The organism is Candidatus Roizmanbacteria bacterium (assembly GCA_016700135.1).
GTDB lineage: Bacteria > Patescibacteriota > Microgenomatia > UBA1406 > GWC2-37-13 > UBA1450.
In genome coordinates this window covers 489,982-513,273 of the sequence record CP065004.1, presented here as the reverse complement: position 1 = coordinate 513,273, position 23,292 = coordinate 489,982, and the positions used below count along the sequence as shown (strand labels likewise).

The window sequence follows — 23,292 nt, the reverse complement described above, 5'->3', positions numbered from 1 at the left end:
AAATTAGCCGTTTGTGACAACCACGTCGACATAACTGTCAATCGGAGCCAGCTGCTTACCGGTTGCTGACGGGTTGTAAAGATTGTAGAACAACTCCGTTAACTCCTGCTTTTGCAGTACGGTCGGCTTAAGTCCTACTTTTGCAAGGAGTCTCAATAAATGATCACGCTTCGGATACAGCGAGGTTTTTGCCCTGTTGAGAATATATTCTCTACCGTACTTCTGAGCTTTCATCCCCGTCACTCCCATCTCAAGGGGATTGAACGGAACGGAAAAGAAAAATCTTTTTTCCATGACCGTATTCTTCTTGACAACCATTTTGATAAATTCACGGTAATCCTCAAGACGTGTTCGGATAACCTCATTTTTCTGATTTTCAATCTTTGCCTGCAGATACTCAATATATGAAGCAATATTCATCATTTTTGAGATAATAACGATCTCGACCGGAAAGGATAGAGAGTTCAGCAGACTTCCGTATGTATAGATCATAGACATCTGATCTTCAGCGGATAATAGCCAGAAATTGACCGCACCCACTTCAATGATGGTTGCTGCTGAAAAGTCCTTCATCAGAACAATATCGTCTTTGATATCTTCGATTTCGATAAAGTCCTGTGTCGTTGATTTTTTCGGTGATGTCGGTTTCGTTTTTGTCATAAGACTTCCTTTGAGTAAAACATGATGGGATTCTGCTTTCCGGGCTGAATATGTACATTCATTGTATCAAAAAAGTAGTTGCCGTTTGGATCAGAGATCTCGAATGAATAGTCGCTCTCAGGAAGCGGATTATACGTGGCAAATATGCCGTGCGGATTGGTCTTCAACAGTCTCAGTTGCTGTCCGTTTTGATCTTTTATTGACACCAGAATTCCGGGTAGCGGAATATTTCTGCGGTTTTTGATGATGCCAGTCACAAAAGGCTGTTTCACTGACGGCTGTGCCTGCGGGTTTGAGGTTTGTCCTTTCAATGTTCCCTGACCTTTTTTTATTTGCGTCGGATCAATGTGTTTCGTTTGATGAAGTAAGTCATCAATATGGACTTGTTGTTTTACCCGTTTCTGATCAGTGGGAGCACCCGGTTCCGCTATCTGCTTTGCCGCCAGATACTTATTGAGTTTTTCTTTTGTATCTACATGCGAAACTGCCAAATGAGGATCCGAGGCATAATATAAATCTTCCAAAAATGACACTGAATTATTATGTTTTTTGTATACATACTGTGTGGGAGAATTGAGCCGCTTGATAAAATTGCGAATCCATTGTTCCATCGGTCTGTCCTGGATCGGAATAAATGCGAACGCTATCCCCACAGCACCGACAAGCACTCCCAGAAGGACGTTCAAAAAAGCAACGGGAACTACTTTATAGATGATAAATCCTATCGGAAAGAAAATGGCAAGATACAAAAACTGCTTCAGGGTCATAAACCCGATCAGTTTAAATTCAAATGTCGTAATCTGACGTGGTATAGGATGCTGGTCCATATATATCAGTATAGCGGAGAGAGAAGTTTGTAGCTAGTAGTATGTAGCTTGTAGGAACTAACTTTCCTCGGTACCAGCCGCCTTCTACAGCCTGCAAGTTCCAAGGTTATCTGCCGAGAGCTTTTTTCACCAGGGCGTCTGCTTCTGAGTTTTCTGCGCGAAGAACATGCTTGTAAGAAATCGGGACTCCAAGTTCCATTTCGAGGACTTTTACCTGATTAAAAAGCGTGCGGATATCCGGATTTTTGACTTTGTAGAGTCCCGTGACCTGTTTGATCATAAGTTCAGAGTCCGCGATGACAAGAATTCGTTCTACGTTCAGTTCTTTGACAGCTATTTTATCTCTCAGATAGGTCAAAGCACGAATAAGCGCAGTATATTCCGCAACGTTGTTTGAGGCAATACCGATTGCTTCACTGTGGTCATGAATTCTGCGGGATCCTTCATCTATATGAAAACCTATTGCGGCCTGTCCGGGGTTATTGAGTGAGCCGCCGTCTGTGTGGACTGTAATATTCATGAAGAAAGTATACCAAGATTACAGCTCGCCGAGTTTCTCTTTTCGGTCTGCTTCCTGTTTGACAAGGTTGAGAAACCTTTCGGTAGAAGAGATTCGTCGGTGTCCGACGATATTTGAGATGTATTCAAGAGTTGCACCGTTTCTCAGCTGATGAGCGATGAATGTGTTGCGAAGGTCATTTACTGTGGCATTTTCAATACCGACTTCCTGGAAACAACGGTCAATAATCTGTCGGATGTTTCTGATAAGAAGCGGATTCCCAGTTCTGGTGATAAAAACATGATCCGATTTAGCATTTTCACCGCGGTCTTTGATATAAACTTCCAGAGCCTTAGCGGCTGCATTATTCAACGGGACATCACGCTCAATATTTTTACCGTATTTCTGAATATGAATGACGTTACTATTGATATCTCCGACGCGAAGTGTTGCAAGTTCTCCGATCTTAATACCGGTCTGAAGCAAAACTTCAACAAGAGCATAGGTGCGGGGATCTTCTTTTGCAACGTCCCGAAGTGCACGATACTCCATCTTTGAAAGAATGCGAGGCGGAGTTTGTACATATTTCGGATGTGAGATGTCAAATGCAGGATTTGCACTGATGACGCTTTCATGCTTCAAAAATCTGAAAAAAGTTCTGATGGAATTGAGCTTACGTGAAGCGGATTTTTTAGTGTATTTCTTTTCAAGCAGATTCTGGATGAAGCCTTCAATATCCTCTTTTTTTACGTCACGAATATCGGACTTCTCATGAGAAGCCAAATAGCCGATAAATTGCTCAATATCTTTCTTGTAGGCAACTACCGTAAACTTTGATTTTCCCTGGTCATTCAGAAACGAGACAAATCGTTCCAAAAGCTTCGGAAGAAAATATTCATCCATATGAGCCTATAATATACCACATTCTTCACGAAATAACAACACGTTAACGTTCGTAAAATGTATATAGAATGTGCGTTGATATTGCAAGTATACCTGAAATTTCGAAAAATACAGAGGAAAATCAGATATTTCCCTTCATTAAAACGAATACTATAGACATAATCATAACACATAATTAAGAAACTTGATTAAATATTCATTGAAAAACTGATACCGGATCGTGTACAATGTCATACCGTTAATATTTAACAAAAGAATATGGCCGCAGTACAAGTAACATCAGAAACATTTCAAAACGACGTTGTTGATCACAAAGGCGTAGTAGTCGTAGATTTTTATGCCGAATGGTGCGGCCCATGTAAAGTTGTTGCTCCGATACTTGAAGAATTGTCTGAAGAGATGAAAGATGTAAAATTTGTTAAAGTTGACGTAGATGCAAATCAGGAACTTGCCGGCAATTATTCAGTATTTTCAATCCCGACCTTTTTAATCTTCAAGGACGGTACAGTAAAGAACCAATTCGTCGGAGCCCATAGTAAGGAAGGCTTTGAGGAAGAAATTAAGCGGGTTACAAACGAATAAATCGGCAATCCTCCAACCGGCAGCATCGCCATAAACGGTGGAACATCACCGGCCGGTTACTTTTGAATCACTCTTACTACTTTTCCGTGCACCCGTTTCAGGGCAAGATGTGCCCTTTTGAGCATGAATAGAGCAAACTCCGCCAGCCAACGGAAGGAAGATGACAACGGTTCATCCAGTCCGTTCATAATCTCTTCATCTGCAATAGGCAACCGCACCCTCTGTTTCGGATCAAGAGATGTCGTGTCCAGCGCCTGCAGTCCCGCTTTTTTAAGATCAGGGTGAATCTCCGGAACATCACGTTCAATCTCAATATATTTTTCCAGTTCTTTGTCTTCTATTGTCGGTTCGTTTTCCGGTGCAATATACTCTTCATCCCGCAGCTTCTCAACCGAACGGGGCCGCGCAGGTTCACCCTCTTTGGAATGAGAACTCTGATTTGAAGCATGGTGGTCATCAATCAGGTGCTTTATCGATGTATGATTGTCGGTTACGTTCTTTGTGTCTGACATACTTTAAGTGTAAATCAATATCGGGAAAAGGTGAAGGCTGAAACTGATCTTAGCATTTATACGGTGCCGATGCCTTGCAGTTGGGACAGGTGATTTTATTGTTTTCAATTCGGGCCGCAACTTTTTTATCACAATTCGGACAGGTGCATTCGAGTGTTTTTTTACTTTTTGATTCACCTTGCATAAAACTCTGAATTGCCGTATTGAAGGACATGCCGGATTCACTAAACCCTGATAAGCTCTCCATCGCAGATGTAGAATTCAGACTGGGACAGGAGGTGCCTCCTGTAATTGTGGCTCTTTCCGATTGCCGGATTGCTTCTGCATGTGCATAATACTGCATGGGATCAATCGTTTGCAGTTTCATGATATCACGAACGGTTTGTCCGACATCGGTATTCCAGTAATTCGTCTGCAGTTCTCTTCCGATCCTTTTTGCAAAACTGAACATGGTATGTAAATGAGCATCTAATGCATGTTTTTTTTCTTCATACGGCCATTCATGCTTTTCGCTGCTGCTTAAATAGGACAGTTCGTCTACCTGACGCAGATACTCCTGTATCATCGGCTCAAGCACTTCACGTACTTCCTGCTCAAATCGTTCGGAGTAAACGATGTCATTCTCATCGACACCGATGCTGGTGACAGCACGGGCAAGACTGTCACTGTCTTCTGTATGATGAACTATTGGATTGGTAATAAAGTCTTCCGGACCGGAAAAATGAGCGATATCATAATGCTGTCCGGCGTTTTGAGCAAGATTCTGATAAATTCCGCGACTTACCTCGAGAGAACCCATCTGTTCATCGCGCCTTGATACAATCTGACTGACCGGCCGCCCGCCGATTCTGGGGTCATAATCATCAATATACAGAGAAAATGTCAGCATATAGTCCGCAATTGCCGGTGGAGATACGATATCGACTCTGTTTGCTCCCCATTGTATAGAATCAATTGCTTTTTGCCAGCCGATGAGTTCGCTCTCTTCCCTTGATCCTTTTCCCGCAATATCTGCCGCTTTTTCAGCCATTTGCAGGACATCCATATTACAGATTTTCAGTCTCCCGGTATCGGTAACAATTCCCGGAATTTTTTTGTACGGTACTTTACCTGCAAATTCACATAAAAAACAGACTAAATTTTCCCTCTGGTAGTAGTTGAGCTGTTCGGGAGTTAGGTAATCCGGGTCTGTTTCACTTTTTGTGCGATTTATCGCCCGAAACTCTATCTCCGGATCAAGAGGGAAAGTACTCTCGAGAGGCAATTCTCCGATAATTTGCGGTTCTTGTTCTGGCAAGACGCATGTCTCGCATTCGACGACAGATGGTGACATAGATATCCCTGCTCGGGGTAGAGGACTTGGTCGGTCTTCGGACTTATCCGATCAAAATCGGAATTACCGCTGCGGCACAGTTGAGGAATTACACCTCATTCCCTGATACTTAGCATCTTTTCCCTTACTCGGCGGGATGATGCTTACCAAGCATTTATATTTTTAACGTATAGTAAAATTACACCATCATGCATTAAAAATCAACCCATACTTATGAATAATCTTACTCAAAAAAAATGTGAAGCCTGCTCAATTGATACACCTCCTATGAAAAGGGAGGCAATTATGGAAAACCTCGGAAAACTGCACAAGGATTGGAGCGTTGTAGATGAAAGACAAATCAGTCGTGATTTTACTTTCAAAAACTTCCGAGAGGCTATTGATTTCGTGAACCAAGTTGCAGAACTGGCCGAAGAAGAGGGGCATCATCCGGATATCTATGTCCATAATTTTCGGAATGTACTCATTGATCTTATGACTCAGAAAATTCAAGGCTTAAGTCTTAATGATTTTATTATGGCAGCTAAAATTGATGAGCTTAGGTAAGGTGTTCTTCCGGAGTATATTTCCTGGCTAACATAAACAAGAGATCGGAAAGGCGGTTGAGATACTGTACCGCCATCATATCATCGGCAGTTTGTTCTGTTTTACGGTCTACATACGCCGTTACCCGCCGCTCTGAGGATCGAACCATCGCACGTGCTATCTGCAACCGTGATGCCTCCTCGCTCCCTTGCGGAAGAATGAACCTGGTCAGTTTCGGCAACGTATTTTCAAGACGGACAATTTCCTTTTCTATACTTTTTAAGTGATCTTCGACTTTATTGCGATCCATCTTGTATCCGGACAAATGTGCCATAAGAATATATAAAGTAAGCTGCACATTCGTAAGGAGGCCTGTCACATCTTTATCGGAAATCGCTTCAATTGCCGATCCGATAAAAGAGGTTGCCTCATCCACAGAACCATAAGCTTCCACCTGCGGATCGTATTTTTTTACCCTTTTACCTCCGAAAAGCGCGGTTTCTCCTTTGTCTCCTGTTTTTGTCGTTATGCTCATAATAGTCTTCTAATCTACCAACTGGACTAAAAGTCTATTATAATCAATTCATACATGAAAAAAACAGATGTTCGGCTTATGATGGTTAGCATTCTTTTTATCATTGCCGTAATTATCAGTATTTCCGTTTCTCAATACACTTCCGAAAGAGGAAAGCTCTTTACGACCGCCAGCAAAGCATCTGAATCAGTTGAAGAGTGCACCTGTGATGATCAGGATATCTGCTACCCAGATGGCTGCACGCGCAAACCGAAAACACCGCAAAATACTTACGATGATGACCGATATTCATATGTCTGTGATCAGAATAAGCCCCGTTGGCCCCCCAACAACAGAGTATCAACGTTACTATTGTTCTCAACATCAGCCGGATTGCTGCGCAGACATGGTCCAATATCAGGATTCGAGATTTTGCTGTTTTATGGAACGATGGCACTGTCACCCGAATTACTGTGATTTGCTTTCAGGCGACAAACGAGATTGTGGTAAATACTGGGGACTTCCCGGTGGTTTTAACGAATACGGATGTGTAAAGAAAGATGAAAACGGGAATAAGGTCCCCAAATACGGTCTTGCTCCGAATATGCCGGGAGGAAATCCTACTCCGACAAACACACAGGCACCCCCGCCGCCTACTGCCACCAATACCCCGCGACCCACCACTCCACCGCCGACAGCAACTCCAAGACCGAATGAGCCGACTGCAACTCCAAGACCACAACCGCCAACGGCCACATTGAGGCCCAATCAGCCCACACCGACGACCAGACCGGGAACAACAAATCAGCCTACTGTCCCGCCGGGACAACCGACAAATACTATTCCTCCGGCGGATCCAAACGCAACATGGACACCTGTACCTACATGGACACCTGCCCCGACATGGACCGGTATGCCCGGAAATCCCTACGATCCTCAACCGACCGAATCAAGTCCTTTCTCACTTCCCTGGTTCGGACGGAAAGATCCGAATCCCTCTGACCCGCAACAAGTATCAGAACCTATCGAAATTAAATCGCCGAAAGAACTGGCACGTGAAGTAGTAAATCCCGAAAATGTACAAAAGCTTGATCAGGCGACTGAGAAACCGCTTACAAAAGCTAAGGAAGGATTTGATACCGTGAAAAAGTATGACCGCCAGCTTGAGAGTTATTTTGAAGGCTGGATCTTCAGGATCAGAGTATGGATGAGTCAAGTACTTCGGTAATCTATATTCCTAACAAAGTAATTAACATTAGTGAGTGAAACGGATGTTTGATCCGCCGGCTGGCGGAGAGTTTACTTCCGAACAAAGGGTTTTCTATAGATGAAATTCTCGGATAACGAAGTGATAAAAAAATCGATTACAACAAGATTTGCTCTTTCTGAAAGTCTCGCATACCCATTGTTGTACTTTTTCAAGGCGCACGATCAAGATGTCCCACCACGTAGTATATTTTCGCCAGCGTGAAAAAGCTCCAAAATGCATATGCTTCAACTTTCCTCGGCCGGGAAACAAACTACTCTTTTCAAAAAAATACCCCGCCTGTAAAAAGCGGGGTATTTTACTTTCTTAAGCAACCCCTAACAATTGCTTATGTTGGTTAACATTCTGCATAACCGCAGCCATAGCACTTTGCACAACCTTCTTCACGTGCAAGTAATGCCTGACCGCATTCTTTACAGATGTCAAAATGCTTTTCTTTCGGTACGTCTGCAGCAGCAACCAGTTGCTGACCTTGTTCGGCAAGAAGTGCCGGCTGTTCGACTTCACTCACTAGCTTCACTTCTGTTGTATGGCCGTTGCCGTTTTGAGTCTCTGTTCGTTGTTTATTCAAGTACTCAAAATGCATTTTCAAGACTTTGGCTACGGCATCAGGCATACTGCGGACACGTTCTTTTCCAAATCCCATCGTGCGCCCGCCGCCGATTCCCTGAAGCTCGTTGATGACGTTTTTGATGCGCTCCTCAGCCGGAAGATGAGCGGTAGATCTAAAGTACATAGAGATCATACGACCCAGCCCTTCTGCCATGGCAAATACATCTGTCCCTGCTTTACCGATTGTCATAAATACTTCATGTGGTTCATTATTGCCGTTGGTATTTATGGTGACATATGCCCGTCCGACCGGTGTATCGATTTTGTATGTCGATCCGTGAACAACCATCGGTCGCGGTTTTACTGTCGGTATCTGCATTTTCGGCTGTTCTGCTTTGTCCGGCGCAGCTTTGGCATCAGGTTTTCTCTCAAGAACACCGGCACGGGATCCCTCTCTCATATAGGCAATACCCTTCAATCCCTGTTCATATGCCAATGTATAGAGTCTTTTTACATCGTCAACCGTGTGTGTGGTCGGGGCATTGACAGTCTTCGAAATTGATGCATCAACATATTTCTGAATGACAGCCTGAACCATGACATGATCTTCAGGAGAAAGATCATTTGCTGATACAAAGTACTCCGGTCTTTTGATTGTTCCGGCCTTCATCTCAGCTTCATGTTTTTTGTACCATTCATCATAGAGATGATGCCGTATGGCATGTTCTCCAAGACGATCTCGCCTTATGAATTCAAATTCATATACAGGCTCTATTCCTGATGTTGTACTGGCCATAAGGGAAGTTGATCCCGTGGGAGCCTGCATGAGAAGCACTGAGTTTCTAATGCCGTCTTTTTTTATTTTCTTTCTGATTTCGGCAGGAAGAGTTTTCATGAAACCGCTCTTCACAAATTTAGCACCGTCAAATTTCTTGAAGGACCCCTTCTCTTTCGCATTATCAGAAGATGCAAGGTATGATTCATGTGCAATCATCTTGTAAACTTTCTCGATGAACTTCAAAGACTCTTCTGAACCGTAACGAATATGAAGCTTAATAAGAGTGTCCCCGAGCCCCATAGTCCCAAGACCAATTCTTCTTTCTCCTTCAAGCTGGGTCTTCTTTATCCCCGGAAACACGTACGGATCCATATCTACAACATTGTCCTGGAGTCTTACTGCAATGCGTACTGTCTTTCGAAGTTCCTCAAAATCAAATGTTCCGGCACGATCAACCTCATATCCTTTGACAAAGGCTGAGAGATTGATAGAACCAAGATTACATACTCCCCATCCCGGAAGACCTTCTTCTCCGCATGGGTTTACGCAGATGATTTTATTCCAGTAGTAGTTATTGTGCATTTTGTTGTATCTCTCCATAAACACTACTCCGGGCTCTGCAGACTTCCAGGCAGCTTCAGCAATAAGATCCCAGATCTTTCTTGCTTTGACAACTTTATACACTTTGATTTTCTTTCCTTTCGCTTTCCAGCCCTCAATATCCCCGTCCCACACTTCGTCATATTCAGGATCATTTTTATCCGGGAAAATAAGAGGCCAGTCCTCATCTTTCTTGACTGCTTCCATAAAGGAGTCTGAAACGGCAACGGAAAGGTTTGCTCCGTTGATGCGTGAAAGATCTTGTTTTACAGTAATAAATTCTTCGATATCAGGGTGCCAGTCCCAGAGCATAAGCATAAGAGCTCCGCGACGGGTACCGCCCTGCTGAATAATATCTTTAGTAGCAAGTGAGAATATCTCTGCCCAGTTGCAGGGCCCCGAAGAAAATCCGTTTACTTTCTCAACCCGTGCCCCTCGTGGTCGAAGTGTGGAAAGGTTAATTCCGACACCGCCTCCCCGAGCCATAATCTCAATCATTTCTCCCAATGTATTCAGAATTCCTCCACGGGAATCTTTCGGAGACGGAATCACAAAACAGTTATAAAAAGTTACCGAATAGCCTGTACCTGCGCCTGCAAGAATGCGGCCTCCGGGAACATACTTAAAATCCTCCATTGCATTATAGAATGCATCAGCCCATTTCTTGCGCTGTGAAGGCTTTTCCTGCTCGGCGACAGCATTGGCGATACGGCGCCACATCTCATCCGGTTGTGCTTCAACTGGATTGCCCTTTATGTCTTTGAGAGAGTATCTGTCAAGGAATACTTTCTCTGAAACACCTGTCAGTTTCATAATAGTTGTATCTAATTTATAATATTTGGACTTCTTGAGGTTGTCATGAGAGCTTTCTCAGCTCCAATTCAAACTCTTCAACATCGACAAATCTTCTAAACACTGATGCAAACCGGATGTACGCGATCTTATCTATGTTTTTCAGTTGGTAAGCAACCATACTACCTATCTCACTGCTGCTGACTTCCGTTTTGCCTGCCTGTGTAATATCCTGTTCTATCTGGTTTACGATATCTTCGACCTGATCTGCTGTCACCGTCGTCTTCCCTACTGCTTTAAATATGCCGTTCATCAGTTTCTTTCTGTCAAAACGCTCTCTTCTCAGATCTCTCTTGATAACCAGTATCGGCAGCTCCTCTATGCGTTCATATGTCGTAAATCTTTTCTTGCACTGCGGACAAGAACGGCGCCTTCTGATAGCGGTTCTGTTTTCTGAAACGCGCGTTTCAATGACTTCAGTATTCGTGTGTTGACAAAAAAGACACTTCATATGTACAATCTTACGTACCTTCCGCGTGATATCCCGCTAATTCTTAATCCCCTTTTCTTCATATCTTGGGTGCATTACAAATGTATACCACTATCTGTAGTATTGCAAGTTGATTTACCATATCAAAACATATCAGCAAAATGCGGTATATGTTGCTAAAGATCCTGTAATAATATATGAATCTTTTTATGTATTTCTTGAACAGATGTTGTACATCAGGACATTGGAGAAATATATACTTCTCTCTTATTCACGGGATCTGTGAATGGCTTGATCTAAAAATCTGTGCAATATAGTGCACGGGCACTTTTATCAATTCTTACACTTTCGATGTGTAAAGCGGGAAAAGTGAGGGATATAGAAATATCGGAATATATATTGATACAAGGCTCTTTATAAAATCAGCACCGTGAGATAAATAATTAAAAAATCCTTTCCTAAAGCCGAAAAACTCACTATTTCCGGAGTGAAGAAATAACCGAAAAGAACATCCCTGCTATAATACTTGTATGAAAAGCTATATTATTGACACAAATTTGTTCTTCAACATGGAAGCCGCACTCGGTCTAGGGGAGACTACGGCAGATATTGTAAAAAACATAGTCAGGGCAGTACAAAAAGCTCCTGATGGGGAGGTCGAAATCGTCGTGCCTCCTACAATAGTCCAAGAAATCACATCTTTTTTTGACAGTCCGGACGATCCGTTGCTAAAATCGCTCTTTGGCTCTGTTACGGTTAAATCTCCCAGAACGTCAGAACAGTCTGTTTCGGCAGTCATTATTGAGCGTCTTATCGAAGATTATAGAGATAGAGCCTACCGCGCCATGAAAGTTGCGGAAGAAGAGATTATACACACAGCAGAAATGTTTATGGGAAAAGAGGTACTGCCGCATAAAGAGTTTCAAATTGCCTGCGGTAAGATTCTTACCAAACTGCGTGAACGGTATCGGAATGCCACACGCACGGGAACCATCGACAGCAAGGCTGATTTTGACCTCATTATGCTCGCAAAAGAACTCGACGGGTATCTGGTCACCACTGATGAAGGAGTCACATACTGGGCTCGTTTGTTGGGCGTGAAGGAGATGTCTTCTTCTGTCTTTGGAAAAAAGATGCAAGAGTATCTTTAACCTCATCAATTTTGCTTTCCTCTTTAGGCTTCATGGTAATCTTTGCGGGGACGTCTTCACCCTCTTCCTCATCGGGAATAAGATAAGATAGAAGATTTATTAATCTGTCTGTAAGTCCAAGCTGTGGTTTTTCCTGATACACAATATGCTCCGCGAGAATCTTCATGACATCTTTTTTGATACGTTCTTTCGGTATGACAAGATAGGCATGCATGTAGTAGGGAGGCTGTGTCACAACGGTCAGTATGGTGAAATTGAAACGCTCCGTAAAATAAAAATGTGAAAGTACGTCCCATTTCAACGTGATTCCGGCCGTTTCAAGACCGAATTTTGTGATGCGGTTTTCTACCTGCGGAGGGGGAGTAATGGTGAGAATATAAAAAAGAAACAGTATTGACCAGATAGGAATAATAAGTATCCTGTCTCCCAGGAAAAATATGATCACAGTAAGAAGCATCGCTACGGCAACATAAAATCGCAACACATATCGGCTCCTTTTTTTGTATGCCCGCAGGGGAGCTTTCCAGCTATAAAGGACCTGGGGATTCAAAGATGGAGGTAATGGTGTCGCCTGTTGAAATATTGCTTCCTGCTGTTGTGGCATACTTCATTGTTCTATGTTTTCGTTGGATTGTCAAGCTGTACGGATAGGATAATTACGGCTTTAAAATCATCTGCTGATCTTAAACGTATTTGATAACCGTGTTAACATACCGTAAGAAATGAGCTCAAATCTTGCTCTTTTAGCTATCAATAACTATAATAGGGTCTGTCATAATTTGTTTTTAATTTATGCTAAAAAATGCATTACAGAAGTTGGTGGGCGGGAAAACAGACTTTGAGACCTACACGCTGCTCCGGATGCAGGCGAAGACATACCGTTTGGTAAAAAACTATGTCGCACCGGTCCTGGCCAAACACAAATTATCGACACTGGATTGGAGTTTATTGGGTCTTTTGCGTGAATATCCTCAGGGCTGCAGGTTTATACAAATATCACAACAGATGGGTGTAGAGCCTCCTTTTATTACGGAGCTCGTCTCCTCAATCAAAAAAAATAAGTTGATAAGAATCGATAATGATCCCGATGATAAACGTGCTAAGATTTTACTGCTTACAAAAAAAGGAGAAGAGTTAGTGGATTCATTGGAAAAACAAATTCAGGAACGGTTGGTTAATTTACTGAATGATGCATCCTCCTCCGATTTCACCGGATATATAAACATCATGAATCATTTTTCAAAGAAAATTGAAGAAAAAGAATTAATGTAAGAAGTTGTTAAGATAATTAATATCCTACTTGCACGGAAGCTGAGTCATATGTCTCAGGCTAACGGGCATTCAATCTTTCCGCCAGTCGATTTTGTTCTTCGGCAAGATTGGTATCTTCCTTTATCCAGGATTTTTCTTGTTCAGTCAGCCATTGATTTGCCTCCATACGCTGAATAATTTGTGAAAAACGGGCTATTCGGATGTCGAGTATTTCATTGATCCTATCAATATCAGCCTTATTCTGAGAGTACAAATCGTTATAAGATTTAAGCTGCTGCCACCCGGGTTGGATCTTTCGCAGTCTTGAGAGACCGTCTTTCCAATCCGATATCTGTGATTGTGAGTAGTCGGGCGGGACATATCCTGCCAGGTGCTGAACTACCACCTGTACCGGGCAGTTATTGAGTTCTCCGACAAATGTTGAAACACCGATTTCATCATAGTCTTTGTTTAAAAGAAACTCTGAAGCACCGGGCTGTTCCATAAAAGCATCATACAATTCTTCCGCGTCATAGTACCCGATCATCGGAAACTCACCGTATACGATGTTTGAGTAATTGGCGTCACTCATAGCATCTTTCATGGAATATCCGCTGTGCGGAGCATCGGAATCAAACTCATTGTATTTCAGCATGACTTCTGCCCGGTACTGTGCGGACCGTTCCAGCTTGGGCTGGTACTTCAGTTCAGAAAGATCGTTTTCCCGCCGTTTTTGATTGAGAAGGAACACAAAATCATCGACATTAAACAGTGATTCGTTCTCTGTATCAAAGTCATGTGATGAGTCGCGCCAGCGATTTGCAAACTCATTTTCCTGCTTCTCGTACGGGATATAAAACTGGACATCCTGTACTGAAACAAGCCCTATCTGCCGGGAATCCATACTCAATTTTCTATTATCTCCCAACACAAACAGCTTGCCTTCCGGGACTTTCACAACTTCGCAATCCTGGATTTCTTTCCCTCCGAACGTGGAGCGGGGCTTCAGGGTATACGGTTCTTCAAGACGCTTCCCGTTGACATAGACAAAACCGTCGCGAATCTGCACGATATCTCCGGCCACTCCTATAACGCGTTTTACAAATCCGCTTGAGTCTTTCTGCTGCTTTTCCAGTTCTTCATGCGTTTCGTCATTCTCAAAAACAACGATGTCCCCCTTTGCAATCGTTTGAGGAATAAATTTCTGAACCCGCCCGTCATAATAAAACCGCTGAAACGGGACATACCCTTCCTCAGGCAACGTGGGAAGCATGGAAGCACCGGACACCGGAACCTGTACATTCAGGACTCCGACCATTTGCAGGACGAACCAACCCGCAAAGACAAACGCCGCAAAAAAAAGGAGTTGGAGAATCATCCCCACGAATTTCAATGGCCAGATAATCAAAGCATTTACGAATGAGTTGTCGTCCTTGGACATGATAAAATGATGAATAGTTTAGTATTTACCTATTATTGTACCTCAATGATGAAAGAGAGAAACACGACGATTGACTTTTTACGCGGTCTTGCTGTTTTGCTGATGATTCTTATACATGCAACGGCATATTTTCTTGGTGATCCGACCGTATATGCCGTTTGGGATTATACTCATTTTGCCGTTCCTCTCTTTGTCTTTTGCTCAGGATATATTTTTTTCGCAAAAGACAGTATAACAACTCTTTCAGTTTCATATGTGGTAAAAGGGCTGAAACGCCTTGTAATTCCTTACTATCTCTTCCTTATTCCTTTTTTTATCCTTGTGTTTATAAAAAATCCTACATCCTTCAATATAAAGCAGATGACGGAAAAAATACTTTTGAGCGGTGGCCGTGATCTGAGCTGGCTGGTAATTCTCTTTATTTACTTTTTGTTCCTGATCCCGGTCATTCATTTTATGTATAGACAGAAAAAATGGCTGTTTTATATTCTGACAGGAACGGCTTTCGTGAGTACTGTTCTGCTTTTAATCTCCATCCCGCCCGTGCCCTTCCGATATGTCATGTGGCTGCCGTGGACATTCTTTCTTATTTTTACCCTGCTTTTTACCAATCACAAAGAAAATCGGTATTTCTTTATAGGGACGATACTGCTGTCTGTCATGACTTTTTTTATAACGAGAGATTTCCTTCAAAGCCAAGGAAAGACGTTGGTACTGACTGAAAACAAATATCCGCCGAACCTGTATTATTTGTCATACGGGATCTTTTTTACGACAGTCATGTACTGGGTTCACCGTCTTGTCTCCAAGAACAAGCTGTACATGACATACCTGCAAAAGCCGTTTGATTTTTTAAGCGCACATTCATACTCTCTCTTTTTTATTCATTTTCTATTTGTAAAAATATTCGTGGATTACGGATTTCATAAGATAATCGGTCCGTGGTGGTTTTTTGTCGTACTGCTTTTCCTTTCTGCTGCGGTACAAAAGGGTATATTGTTGATTCGTGCCGGAAAGTAGCGGCTACGATTTCTCTACCGCTTCTTCTCCCGTTCCTTTTACGGTTCCTCTCAATGTTGCCTCACCGAGAATGTGATTCTGAACATCATCTGACAGAGCTTTATAATCAGCATCCATCGGGATATCAGGAACCGAATCTATGGCAATAAGAGTGAAGTCGTAAGAATGATTTCCCGTAAAATATTTCGGACACGGCCCCTCATAACCATACGTGCCGCCGTTACACATCCCTTCTCTGGCACCCACCGGGATAGAACCCTCCTCAATCTCTTTCGTATCTGCCGGAATATTGTAAATAAGCCAGTGAATCCACGGTTTGGGTTGTGCGTTTATATCCTTCACAACAAGAATCAGACTTTTTGTGTCGGAAGGAACTCCTATAATTTCAAGAGGAGGACTAACATTCAACCCTTTGCAGGTATAAGGTTCAGGAATGGTATTGCCGTTTTCAAATGTCGGACTGGTAAGTTTCATACATGAGCAGTATATATTCTCGAACGTAAAAAACCGTCAGACTCATGTAAGAATGTTTATTTTTTTTCGATATTGAAGAATGCAAATCCTTTTTGAGGAATACGAATAAAACCAGGTGCCCTTAAGCTAAAAGCTTTTTTAAATTCCGCCCCAGTCATACTAATACCATTTATTATTACTGTGTTTGTTGTTCCATTACCTTGAGTTAAGGACACACTATTAGCTTGACTTATTCCTCCATACTTTGAAGCAATATTCTTCAATTCTTCTATACTATAGGGATTACCACTCCAACATTCTGTGGTAATTGGTGAAATACGAGATACCTCATCGCTATTTCCTTTTGTTAGAATTAGATGAGCGTTAACAATATCTGCCATTTCTTCAGGAGAAAGCCAAGGGTTGGAACGTCCACATGTGCCTCCTTTAGCCCCATATTCTCCAAATACATCTACATACCAAGCAGAGTATACCCATGGTGAACCTCCTACAGTTTCGTATGACTTTTCGATAAAATTCGAGCCACCTTGACCATCGTTGGTATCCCAACCCGTATTATTAAGCCATCCTCCTGTAGTTGAGGAATACTTGAAGCTACCAGGTCCACCTGTCATTATCATACCTTCAGTTTCCTTCACCGCAGCTTTCCACTCCTCAGTATTTTCTTCACGCTTAAACTCTTGACAACCTTGTCCTGGACAAATAGAAGATTTCCCATATGCATAACTACGTGCAGCTATGGCTTGTGCTTTTAATACTTCTTTTGGCCATGAGCCTGGCATTTCATAAATATGCTTTAAATAATCTTCTAATTGGAAAGATTCATTATTAAAAGTTTGTCCATATGTATTCGTTCCGTTTACGCTAATACTTTGATTTGTGTCAACTTTAGATATCTGCACCCCTGGGTAATAATATTGGAGTATTTGTTCTGCATTTTGACCTTGTTTAACTCTTCCCAAAGCTCCATATTGACTCATACCATCTCTGTGTGTATAGGCCCCGAACGAAAAGACGGCAAAATATCCCCCTGGTGCTGAGGCAATAAATTCTGCACGAGATGATACTCCTCCTGATGCAAAAGCTCCCGAACCGATATTTACAGTAAACCCTCCGCTACGGGCATTTATGATTTCCTGCTGTCTGGCAGAAAGTGCCGCTATCTCACTTTTCAAACCCTCCTGGAATTTCTTTGCACTGATCACTTCACCTTCCAAAAACTCCGACTGCTCATCAATGGCCTGCTTTATCGGAATAAGGCGTTCCTTTTCACTCTCAAGTGTTTCTTTCTTTTCCTCAATATCTTTAACAAGAAGAACCACGCGGACTATTGCTTTACGGTCATCATCAAGAAGATTTTGCTGGTAAGTGAACTGTTTTAAAAACTCAGTAAAACTATCCGAAATGAGAATTTCAAGAAGTGCGTCTTTTGAACGCCCCTTTTGCTTGTAAAAAGAAGCCACCCGCTGGTCCAGTAATTCTTTTTGTGCCGCCAGTTTTTCCTCGCCGACTTTGATATCTTCTTCCTTTTGCACAATATCATTTTCGATCTTCGTAACCTGTGCTTTGATATTGTTGAGTTGCTGATTCAGACTTGCAAGCTGTTGTTCGTTTGTAGCCGTTGCTTTTTGTGATGAGTCCAGAGATTTCTGCAATTCATCCAGCTTTTTATTGATGTCTTCCAGCTCGTCGGCACGCACCAAACCGTATCCCGCCGATGTCAGGACCAGAGTTGAAGCCAGCAGAATTGACAGAAAAACGCGTTTCATATCTATCATTATAACTTATTAGGATTTGGAAAATCTAAGCCACATACGGAGGAATAGGATATACTGTAAATTGTATGAAAAAGCTCCTGTTATTTTTAGCCGTATTCAGTATTTTGTTTTTCCCGGCAAACGATGTATCCGCTCAAAGGATCGCCGAATGTGATGCCTGCGGTTACTGTAACGGCAGAACTCCTCCTGAAAACTGGGCGGATTGTGCGCAGTGTTTATACCCTGCTCAATATGCAATTACCACTGATCCCACAGCCAATGAGACACTAAAAATCAATGAGGATAAAGCTGCAGCCAATTACAACAAACCGCCTGTCCCGGCTGCCGGGAAGTACTTCACTCAAATCGGCTGTCTGGGCACCGACATCAGTTCTTTTACTGATGCAAGTGCCGGCGGAGGGGTACTTAATTTTTTGCTGAATAATCTTATTTTTCCTGCAGTAGGTGTCCTTGCCTTCGGAGTAATTATTTACGGAGCCTTCCTCTTGGTAACGGCACAGGGAGACCGTTTCAAAATCGCACAAGGCAAACGGATGATCACCAGTGCCATCATCGGTCTCATTTTCACATTCGGGGTTGTATTGATTGTAAATATTATCGGAAGCGATATCCTCCGGATCCCGGGATTCAGCCGAGCCGATCAGGTCACAATATCAGCTCGTGCTTCGGCAACCACCGAACCAGGCGGTCAAGTATATCCGATTATGGAGTTCTATCACAATGGAAAACTATTAAAAACGTATACGACAAAAGATAACGGATCTTATTACGCCGTTCTTCCCAAAGACACACCTCTTACTGACGATATTCGTGTCCGTTTTACCAATGACTGGTGCCCGGGCTGCTCGGGAGGGATAAACGGCTCAACGGGTGATCGGAATATTTTTATTGATAAATGGCAAATAGGAAATAAAGAATGTAAGACATTCACTTACTATCATGAAAATGGAGGGGGAATAACCACACACACCGGAACTGTCGGCATGTACTACAAAGGATATATTACCTGCAATGCCTACTAGAATACGTAAATAAGAAGAAATATCATAAATCCCCACAGGAAGATTGTGATGAGCAGCGGTTTATCTGTCGTAATGATTTTTTCAGGTCTTTCTCCTTCTTCTTTTTCATACAGAAGCTGAGCATATCGTGAGATTCCGTATACGACAAACGGGATCGTCAACATCATCAGTTTCCTTGCTTCAAGATTCGGAAAGTATTCGGAAATATTCGTGATAAGATTTTGCTTTTCGCAGTTTTGGATATCTTTCGGTTTTTGATACAGCTGTTCACAGATTGATGATCCGCTATACGTACTTTGCTGCGACGGATCAATATACAGCGTATAGGTATATAAAGCATATGATACGATCGTCAGTGTCGCAAAAGTCGTTGAGAGAAAGTACAGCATATGATTTTTGTACCGATACAAAGATTCCCTTGTATCGCTTCCGTGAGTGACAAGCTCGGCATGCCGTTTGACAGATGCCATAAAAAGAGAGATGAAAAAGACTGTCATAAGAAGCCATATCGGGACGTGATACCCGGTTGCGACCACGCCGGCAAGGGTTCTGAGGACAAAAGACAAGGAAATCGTAAAAATATCAACTACCGGATACCGCTTCAGGTATAGAGAATAGTAAAAATGAAGAAGAAGGAAGAAGAGCGACAGAAAAAAGAAATTGAGAGAATATGCGAGAGATATTAGAAGCGAAACAAGTGTCAGAATGAATACGATAAAAGTCGCCTGAGGGATTGAGATAAGACCTGAAGCAATAGGGCGATGTTTTTTTGTCGGGTGTTTCTTGTCGTACTGGTAATCAATAATGTCGTTCAGGACATATGACGTAGACGACAACAAACAGAAAATAAAGAAAGCTCCGATTGTTTTGGAAAGAAGTTCTAAATCAAAAAGCTCTCCCGCAAATAAAATTGCCGCAAAAATTATGAAATTTTTGATCCATTGATTGACACGAAGCGCCCGAGCATACACGAGGATTGTTTGTTTCATGCTGTACTGATTATACACTATTTTCAGGCATCAAATGACCTTGAGGAGACGGAACAGCAAAAAGCTTAAGAAATAGAAGATAATAACCTGAAATACCGGGAGATATAATGTCAGAAAAATTGAGATAACAGCCAGTATAAAAAATGCTTCGTTGTGGATTGCCGGAAGCAATCCTTTGGTAATAAGCATAAGAATAACCATCGTCAAAAGAACCTGCTTGTCAAACCACCAGATTTCCCAGCCGAAAAGAAGAGCAAACCCGATTAGGAAACTGGCGACAATAAGAAATATTTCTTTTGTATCAAAGAAAAACGGTCCGAAATACATATATATTTCATTCTATATAACTTATAAATTTTTCACAACAGAAATTATTCCAACGGGACATATACTTCAACCGTCCGCCCGTCGTCGAGCGTAACAATCTTTTTTTCCAGTTTTGTACCCTCTTCAATCCTGATATATCGTTTTCCTGACTGATCCGCTTCTGACGCATATACGCCTTTGGCAACCGGCTCGTAATCGAGACCGGCGGGATGCACTACTCTTGGGATTTCTGCAGTCATCTGTTCCTCTTTTGAGGATGATTCTCCTCTGAACATAGCCACAAAATCACCGGGAAGAGCGCCTAAGTCTGTCAGGAAATTCGGGTTAAGCTCTGGAGAACCTGCTAAAAAGATTCTGGGGGTTATACCGACCACAATTGCGAAAGACAGCACTAATGCCATTCCCATTCCTAATCGCTGATATAATCGTTTCGGTTTTTTCATAGCTGCTGAATAATAATTGCGAATCTTCCGTCAGGTGTTTGAATCAACTCGCCGGCTGTATCGGCTCCTGACGTGGTCCGGAACGTCCCATAGGACTGTACCGGGGTAACTGCCGTTGTTGGAGTCGGGCAACTTGTTCTTCCTGTACATCTGTTCAGGGAGGTACACCAAACCTCCGGACTCGCACACTGGCCCGAAGACGGAGTAGGCGTCGCTGTCGGACAAGCCGTTCTCCCCGTACACCTATTCAGGGAAGTACACCAAACCTCCGGACTCGCACACTGACCCGAAGGCGGAGTGGGCGTCGGCGTCTGACATTGATCCTGAAAGTCGACGCAGATATTTGTTCCGGGACATTTTGTCTGTCCTGGTCGACATGAAACTGGTGTTGGTGTCGGAGAAGCTGTGACTGCTGTGGGTTGGACAGTAGTCGGCTGAGGAGTTGTTGTTTGAGCAGTAGTCGGCTGAACATCCTTTGAAGGAACACCTTCCCAGTAAACGGGCTTTGAGGTTGTTATAAACGGACCGTTATCGCGAACCCCGACAATAACACTTGTGCCCGTTGCCTTACCGAGTATCTGTCCCGGCCTCACCATCGGCAACTGTATAGGATTTTTATCGGCTCCGGCGCTTTGCTGTGCCGCTTTGACATTGTTATACGCCTGCTGAATCTGCTTATCAACACAAATACCCTTTACATAAATCCAATAACCGCCGCTGCAGGTCCCACCATTACAATTGTTCTGTCCGCTCCCTACAAAATATTCATGTCTTCCTATATGGATAGTTACTCTGTCAGCTGTGGCAAAAACAACCATCGCTTCATATCCGCCGCCGATGTCGTATCCCGTCGAAGGAACTTTTACCGCAGTGTTCCCTGCTTCTGTCGGAATTTCCAGAACTGGAGCATCTCCTTTTATGGCAGTATCATTCCCTTGAGGGACACTTCCTCCGTATGAAACATCATGTGCTGCCGTCAATTTTGTCGGTTTGTATCCGAACATCGAACCCATAAACCCGTTCATTTTGGAGTCAACCGCTCCTCCATCCTGCTTTGTGAGATTCAAAACATCCTGATTTGTATTGGGTTTTAGGACATAATACCCCGGTCCGAGGACATCGTACTCATGAGGATGAGCGCTGATCGGCCACCGATTCTCCATATTTGAGGCATTCGTCTCGGTACTACCCAGTGAGAGCGCCTGTCCCGAGTCAAAATTGCAGCTCTCGGAAGCTTCCGAACGGGGATCCTGCACGTTCCGGTTTAATGTAGTTGTCACAAGAGCTACCGCACCAAGAAGTACCAAAAGACCGACAACGACGATTGTAGAAATTTCTCCACGAGAACCGATTAAGCGTTTTCTCATTACATCATTAAATATACCGCATGCTAAGGGCAACTTCAATTGAATACCCGGCTAAAATCCGCTATGATGTAGGCGTAAATTGCATAACATATGACGAGACCTTACCTTATCATTCCCGACCTCATTGAACAACCCACTTGGGGCGGTCATTATATTCTTGAACTGAAAAACTGGCAAAACAGACCGGAGTTTCAAAATATCAAAATCGGACAGAGTCATGAACTCTGGGGAAAATCTTATTTGGCAGTTGATATTTTTGATTCTTCGGATCCGCAGTTCGGGCCGAATACGTATAATATAAACAAAATCCCGATTCAGGAGGTTCTTGCAGACGGTGAGACAATGCCGCTTCTTATCAAACTGAATCAGGCATTAGGCAATTCTTTTCAGCTTCATATCCGACCCGAGGAGAAAAGTGACCGATGGCTTCCGAAACCGGAGTCATGGTATTTTCTCGAGAACGGATTCATTTCCCTCGGGATAAAAAATGACATTTCCGTTGATGAATATAGAAAAACATGTATTGATATCTATCGCTATATGCAGGATCTCAGCGGAAAAATTTTAAGCCAGGAGATTACTTTGGATGAAGCCAGAAAGCAGGCAAACGAATATATTAAAGAAAAAAATCCCTGGCAGTTTGTCAATCTCTATCCTACCCGGAAAAATGATCTGATAGATCTGTCAATGGGTGCAATTCATCATTCATGGGAAGAAAATAGGGAAAAAGCACCGCTCGGCAACATTGTTTTTGAGGTGCAGCTTGATGCCAGCGATGATGCCGCAACAATCCGCAGCTTTGACCAGGGCAAAATAAAAGACGACGGCACTATCAGAACGCTGAATATTGAAGATTATTTTGAGCATTTGGATCGCGATCCCGGGCATAATAAGCTTGAGTATTTAAAACGAACGGCAGACGGGGAAAAATTGCTGAAAACCCGCTTCTACTCTGTCAATTTGCTTGAAATCTCAGAAAAAAGACAGCAATCAACAGACGGCAGATTCCATCATTTGTATGTCCGAGACGGTGATATTCACGTTTCAGCCGGAGGGACAACAATACGGATCACACGAGGACACTCCTGCTTTATTCCTTCAACATGTGAGAAATATGATATTGAGACAAACACTGAAAAATCAGTTGTAATACAGACATTCGCGTAGACAGTTAATAAATTTTTTTACGTTCCGT

26 protein-coding genes and 1 riboswitch are annotated in these 23,292 nt (G+C 42.8%); of the genes, 9 read left to right on the top strand and 17 right to left on the bottom strand.

Going from position 1 to position 23,292, the window contains the following annotated elements:
• Nucleotides 1-3: 3 nt before the first annotated feature.
• The 4 genes from IPM65_02880 to IPM65_02865 all read right to left on the bottom strand — a co-directional run bounded on the left by IPM65_02880 (nucleotide 4) and on the right by IPM65_02865 (nucleotide 2,889).
• On the bottom strand, nucleotides 4-660 hold the full coding sequence (locus IPM65_02880) for a hypothetical protein (GenBank protein ID QQS44518.1): 657 nt from the start codon (nucleotides 658-660) through the stop codon (nucleotides 4-6).
• Entirely contained in the window at nucleotides 657-1,487 is an 831-nt protein-coding gene (locus IPM65_02875; protein QQS44517.1) for a PrgI family protein, read from the bottom strand. Before IPM65_02875 ends, IPM65_02880 begins: the two co-directional genes overlap by 4 nt.
• Nucleotides 1,488-1,593: 106 nt before the next feature.
• Entirely contained in the window at nucleotides 1,594-2,007 is a 414-nt protein-coding gene (locus IPM65_02870; GenBank protein ID QQS44516.1) for a ribonuclease HI family protein, read from the bottom strand.
• Between the two features lie 18 nt (nucleotides 2,008-2,025).
• On the bottom strand, nucleotides 2,026-2,889 hold the full coding sequence (locus IPM65_02865; GenBank protein QQS44515.1) for a tyrosine-type recombinase/integrase: 864 nt from the start codon (nucleotides 2,887-2,889) through the stop codon (nucleotides 2,026-2,028).
• Nucleotides 2,890-3,147: 258 nt separating this feature from the next.
• Between IPM65_02865 and trxA the strand changes: the two genes are divergently transcribed.
• Nucleotides 3,148-3,471, top strand: a complete 324-nt coding sequence (gene trxA, locus IPM65_02860) for a thioredoxin (GenBank protein ID QQS44514.1) — start codon at nucleotides 3,148-3,150, stop codon at nucleotides 3,469-3,471.
• Nucleotides 3,472-3,527: 56 nt separating this feature from the next.
• Here trxA and IPM65_02855 read toward each other — a convergent pair whose 3' ends face one another.
• Both IPM65_02855 and IPM65_02850 read right to left on the bottom strand, forming a co-directional pair.
• Complete coding sequence (locus tag IPM65_02855) at nucleotides 3,528-3,983, bottom strand: hypothetical protein (protein ID QQS44513.1); 456 nt, start codon at nucleotides 3,981-3,983, stop codon at nucleotides 3,528-3,530.
• A 49-nt stretch (nucleotides 3,984-4,032) separates the two neighbouring features.
• On the bottom strand, nucleotides 4,033-5,316 hold the full coding sequence (locus IPM65_02850; protein ID QQS44512.1) for a hypothetical protein: 1,284 nt from the start codon (nucleotides 5,314-5,316) through the stop codon (nucleotides 4,033-4,035).
• A 10-nt stretch (nucleotides 5,317-5,326) separates the two neighbouring features.
• Nucleotides 5,327-5,482: riboswitch (cobalamin riboswitch) on the bottom strand.
• 47 nt (nucleotides 5,483-5,529) lie between these two features.
• On the opposite strand from IPM65_02850, the gene IPM65_02845 reads away from it, so the two are divergent.
• A complete protein-coding gene (locus IPM65_02845; GenBank protein ID QQS44511.1) occupies nucleotides 5,530-5,862 on the top strand; it encodes a 4a-hydroxytetrahydrobiopterin dehydratase in 333 nt (110 codons plus the stop codon).
• On the opposite strand, the gene IPM65_02840 is transcribed toward IPM65_02845, so the two are convergent.
• Nucleotides 5,855-6,376, bottom strand: coding sequence for a cob(I)yrinic acid a,c-diamide adenosyltransferase (locus IPM65_02840; GenBank protein ID QQS44510.1), 522 nt, complete (start codon nucleotides 6,374-6,376; stop codon nucleotides 5,855-5,857). The genes IPM65_02845 and IPM65_02840 overlap by 8 nt on opposite strands.
• Nucleotides 6,377-6,430: 54 nt before the next feature.
• Between IPM65_02840 and IPM65_02835 the strand changes: the two genes are divergently transcribed.
• Both IPM65_02835 and IPM65_02830 read left to right on the top strand, forming a co-directional pair.
• Nucleotides 6,431-6,832, top strand: a complete 402-nt coding sequence (locus IPM65_02835; protein QQS44509.1) for a hypothetical protein — start codon at nucleotides 6,431-6,433, stop codon at nucleotides 6,830-6,832.
• Complete coding sequence (locus IPM65_02830; protein ID QQS44508.1) at nucleotides 6,798-7,583, top strand: hypothetical protein; 786 nt, start codon at nucleotides 6,798-6,800, stop codon at nucleotides 7,581-7,583. The genes IPM65_02835 and IPM65_02830 overlap by 35 nt, the downstream gene beginning before the upstream one ends.
• A 376-nt stretch (nucleotides 7,584-7,959) precedes the next feature.
• Here IPM65_02830 and IPM65_02825 read toward each other — a convergent pair whose 3' ends face one another.
• Nucleotides 7,960-10,365: an adenosylcobalamin-dependent ribonucleoside-diphosphate reductase gene (locus tag IPM65_02825; protein ID QQS44507.1), complete on the bottom strand. Its 2,406-nt coding sequence runs from the start codon at nucleotides 10,363-10,365 to the stop codon at nucleotides 7,960-7,962.
• A gap of 43 nt (nucleotides 10,366-10,408) precedes the next feature.
• The gene (gene nrdR / locus IPM65_02820; GenBank protein QQS44506.1) at nucleotides 10,409-10,855 is read right to left on the bottom strand and encodes a transcriptional repressor NrdR; all 447 of its coding nucleotides are present in this window, start codon (nucleotides 10,853-10,855) and stop codon (nucleotides 10,409-10,411) included.
• Nucleotides 10,856-11,364: 509 nt separating this feature from the next.
• On the opposite strand from nrdR, the gene IPM65_02815 reads away from it, so the two are divergent.
• Nucleotides 11,365-11,985, top strand: a complete 621-nt coding sequence (locus IPM65_02815; protein ID QQS44505.1) for an RNA ligase partner protein — start codon at nucleotides 11,365-11,367, stop codon at nucleotides 11,983-11,985.
• Here the strand turns inward: IPM65_02815 and IPM65_02810 are convergent.
• Nucleotides 11,906-12,589, bottom strand: a complete 684-nt coding sequence (locus tag IPM65_02810) for a hypothetical protein (GenBank protein ID QQS44504.1) — start codon at nucleotides 12,587-12,589, stop codon at nucleotides 11,906-11,908. The two genes, IPM65_02815 and IPM65_02810, sit on opposite strands and share 80 nt — an antisense overlap.
• 188 nt (nucleotides 12,590-12,777) lie before the next feature.
• Here IPM65_02810 and IPM65_02805 point away from each other — a divergent pair, with 188 nt between their 5' ends.
• Nucleotides 12,778-13,257, top strand: coding sequence for a hypothetical protein (locus IPM65_02805; GenBank protein QQS44503.1), 480 nt, complete (start codon nucleotides 12,778-12,780; stop codon nucleotides 13,255-13,257).
• 58 nt (nucleotides 13,258-13,315) lie between these two features.
• Here the strand turns inward: IPM65_02805 and lepB are convergent, their stop codons facing one another.
• Nucleotides 13,316-14,677 (bottom strand): signal peptidase I, encoded by a 1,362-nt coding sequence (gene lepB / locus IPM65_02800; GenBank protein ID QQS44502.1) that lies wholly within the window; start codon nucleotides 14,675-14,677, stop codon nucleotides 13,316-13,318.
• Between the two features lie 48 nt (nucleotides 14,678-14,725).
• Here lepB and IPM65_02795 point away from each other — a divergent pair, with 48 nt between their 5' ends.
• A complete protein-coding gene (locus IPM65_02795) occupies nucleotides 14,726-15,697 on the top strand; it encodes an acyltransferase (GenBank protein ID QQS44501.1) in 972 nt (323 codons plus the stop codon).
• 3 nt (nucleotides 15,698-15,700) lie between these two features.
• Here the strand turns inward: IPM65_02795 and IPM65_02790 are convergent, their stop codons facing one another.
• Both IPM65_02790 and IPM65_02785 read right to left on the bottom strand, forming a co-directional pair.
• Nucleotides 15,701-16,171: a YbhB/YbcL family Raf kinase inhibitor-like protein gene (locus tag IPM65_02790; protein QQS44500.1), complete on the bottom strand. Its 471-nt coding sequence runs from the start codon at nucleotides 16,169-16,171 to the stop codon at nucleotides 15,701-15,703.
• A gap of 56 nt (nucleotides 16,172-16,227) precedes the next feature.
• Nucleotides 16,228-17,949, bottom strand: a complete 1,722-nt coding sequence (locus IPM65_02785; protein ID QQS44499.1) for a hypothetical protein — start codon at nucleotides 17,947-17,949, stop codon at nucleotides 16,228-16,230.
• A 65-nt stretch (nucleotides 17,950-18,014) separates the two neighbouring features.
• Here IPM65_02785 and IPM65_02780 point away from each other — a divergent pair, with 65 nt between their 5' ends.
• Nucleotides 18,015-18,971 (top strand): hypothetical protein, encoded by a 957-nt coding sequence (locus tag IPM65_02780; protein QQS44498.1) that lies wholly within the window; start codon nucleotides 18,015-18,017, stop codon nucleotides 18,969-18,971.
• Here the strand turns inward: IPM65_02780 and IPM65_02775 are convergent.
• The 4 genes from IPM65_02775 to IPM65_02760 are packed head-to-tail and all read right to left on the bottom strand — an operon-like array spanning nucleotide 18,968 to nucleotide 22,097.
• Nucleotides 18,968-19,960, bottom strand: a complete 993-nt coding sequence (locus IPM65_02775; GenBank protein ID QQS44497.1) for a UbiA prenyltransferase family protein — start codon at nucleotides 19,958-19,960, stop codon at nucleotides 18,968-18,970. The genes IPM65_02780 and IPM65_02775 overlap by 4 nt on opposite strands.
• A gap of 30 nt (nucleotides 19,961-19,990) precedes the next feature.
• A complete protein-coding gene (locus tag IPM65_02770; GenBank protein ID QQS44496.1) occupies nucleotides 19,991-20,287 on the bottom strand; it encodes a hypothetical protein in 297 nt (98 codons plus the stop codon).
• A gap of 44 nt (nucleotides 20,288-20,331) precedes the next feature.
• Nucleotides 20,332-20,730: a hypothetical protein gene (locus IPM65_02765; GenBank protein QQS44495.1), complete on the bottom strand. Its 399-nt coding sequence runs from the start codon at nucleotides 20,728-20,730 to the stop codon at nucleotides 20,332-20,334.
• Nucleotides 20,727-22,097, bottom strand: coding sequence for a hypothetical protein (locus IPM65_02760; protein ID QQS44494.1), 1,371 nt, complete (start codon nucleotides 22,095-22,097; stop codon nucleotides 20,727-20,729). The genes IPM65_02765 and IPM65_02760 overlap by 4 nt, the downstream gene beginning before the upstream one ends.
• Before the next feature lie 90 nt (nucleotides 22,098-22,187).
• On the opposite strand from IPM65_02760, the gene IPM65_02755 reads away from it, so the two are divergent.
• A complete protein-coding gene (locus IPM65_02755; GenBank protein QQS44493.1) occupies nucleotides 22,188-23,264 on the top strand; it encodes a hypothetical protein in 1,077 nt (358 codons plus the stop codon).
• The last annotated feature ends 28 nt before the right edge of the window (nucleotides 23,265-23,292 follow it).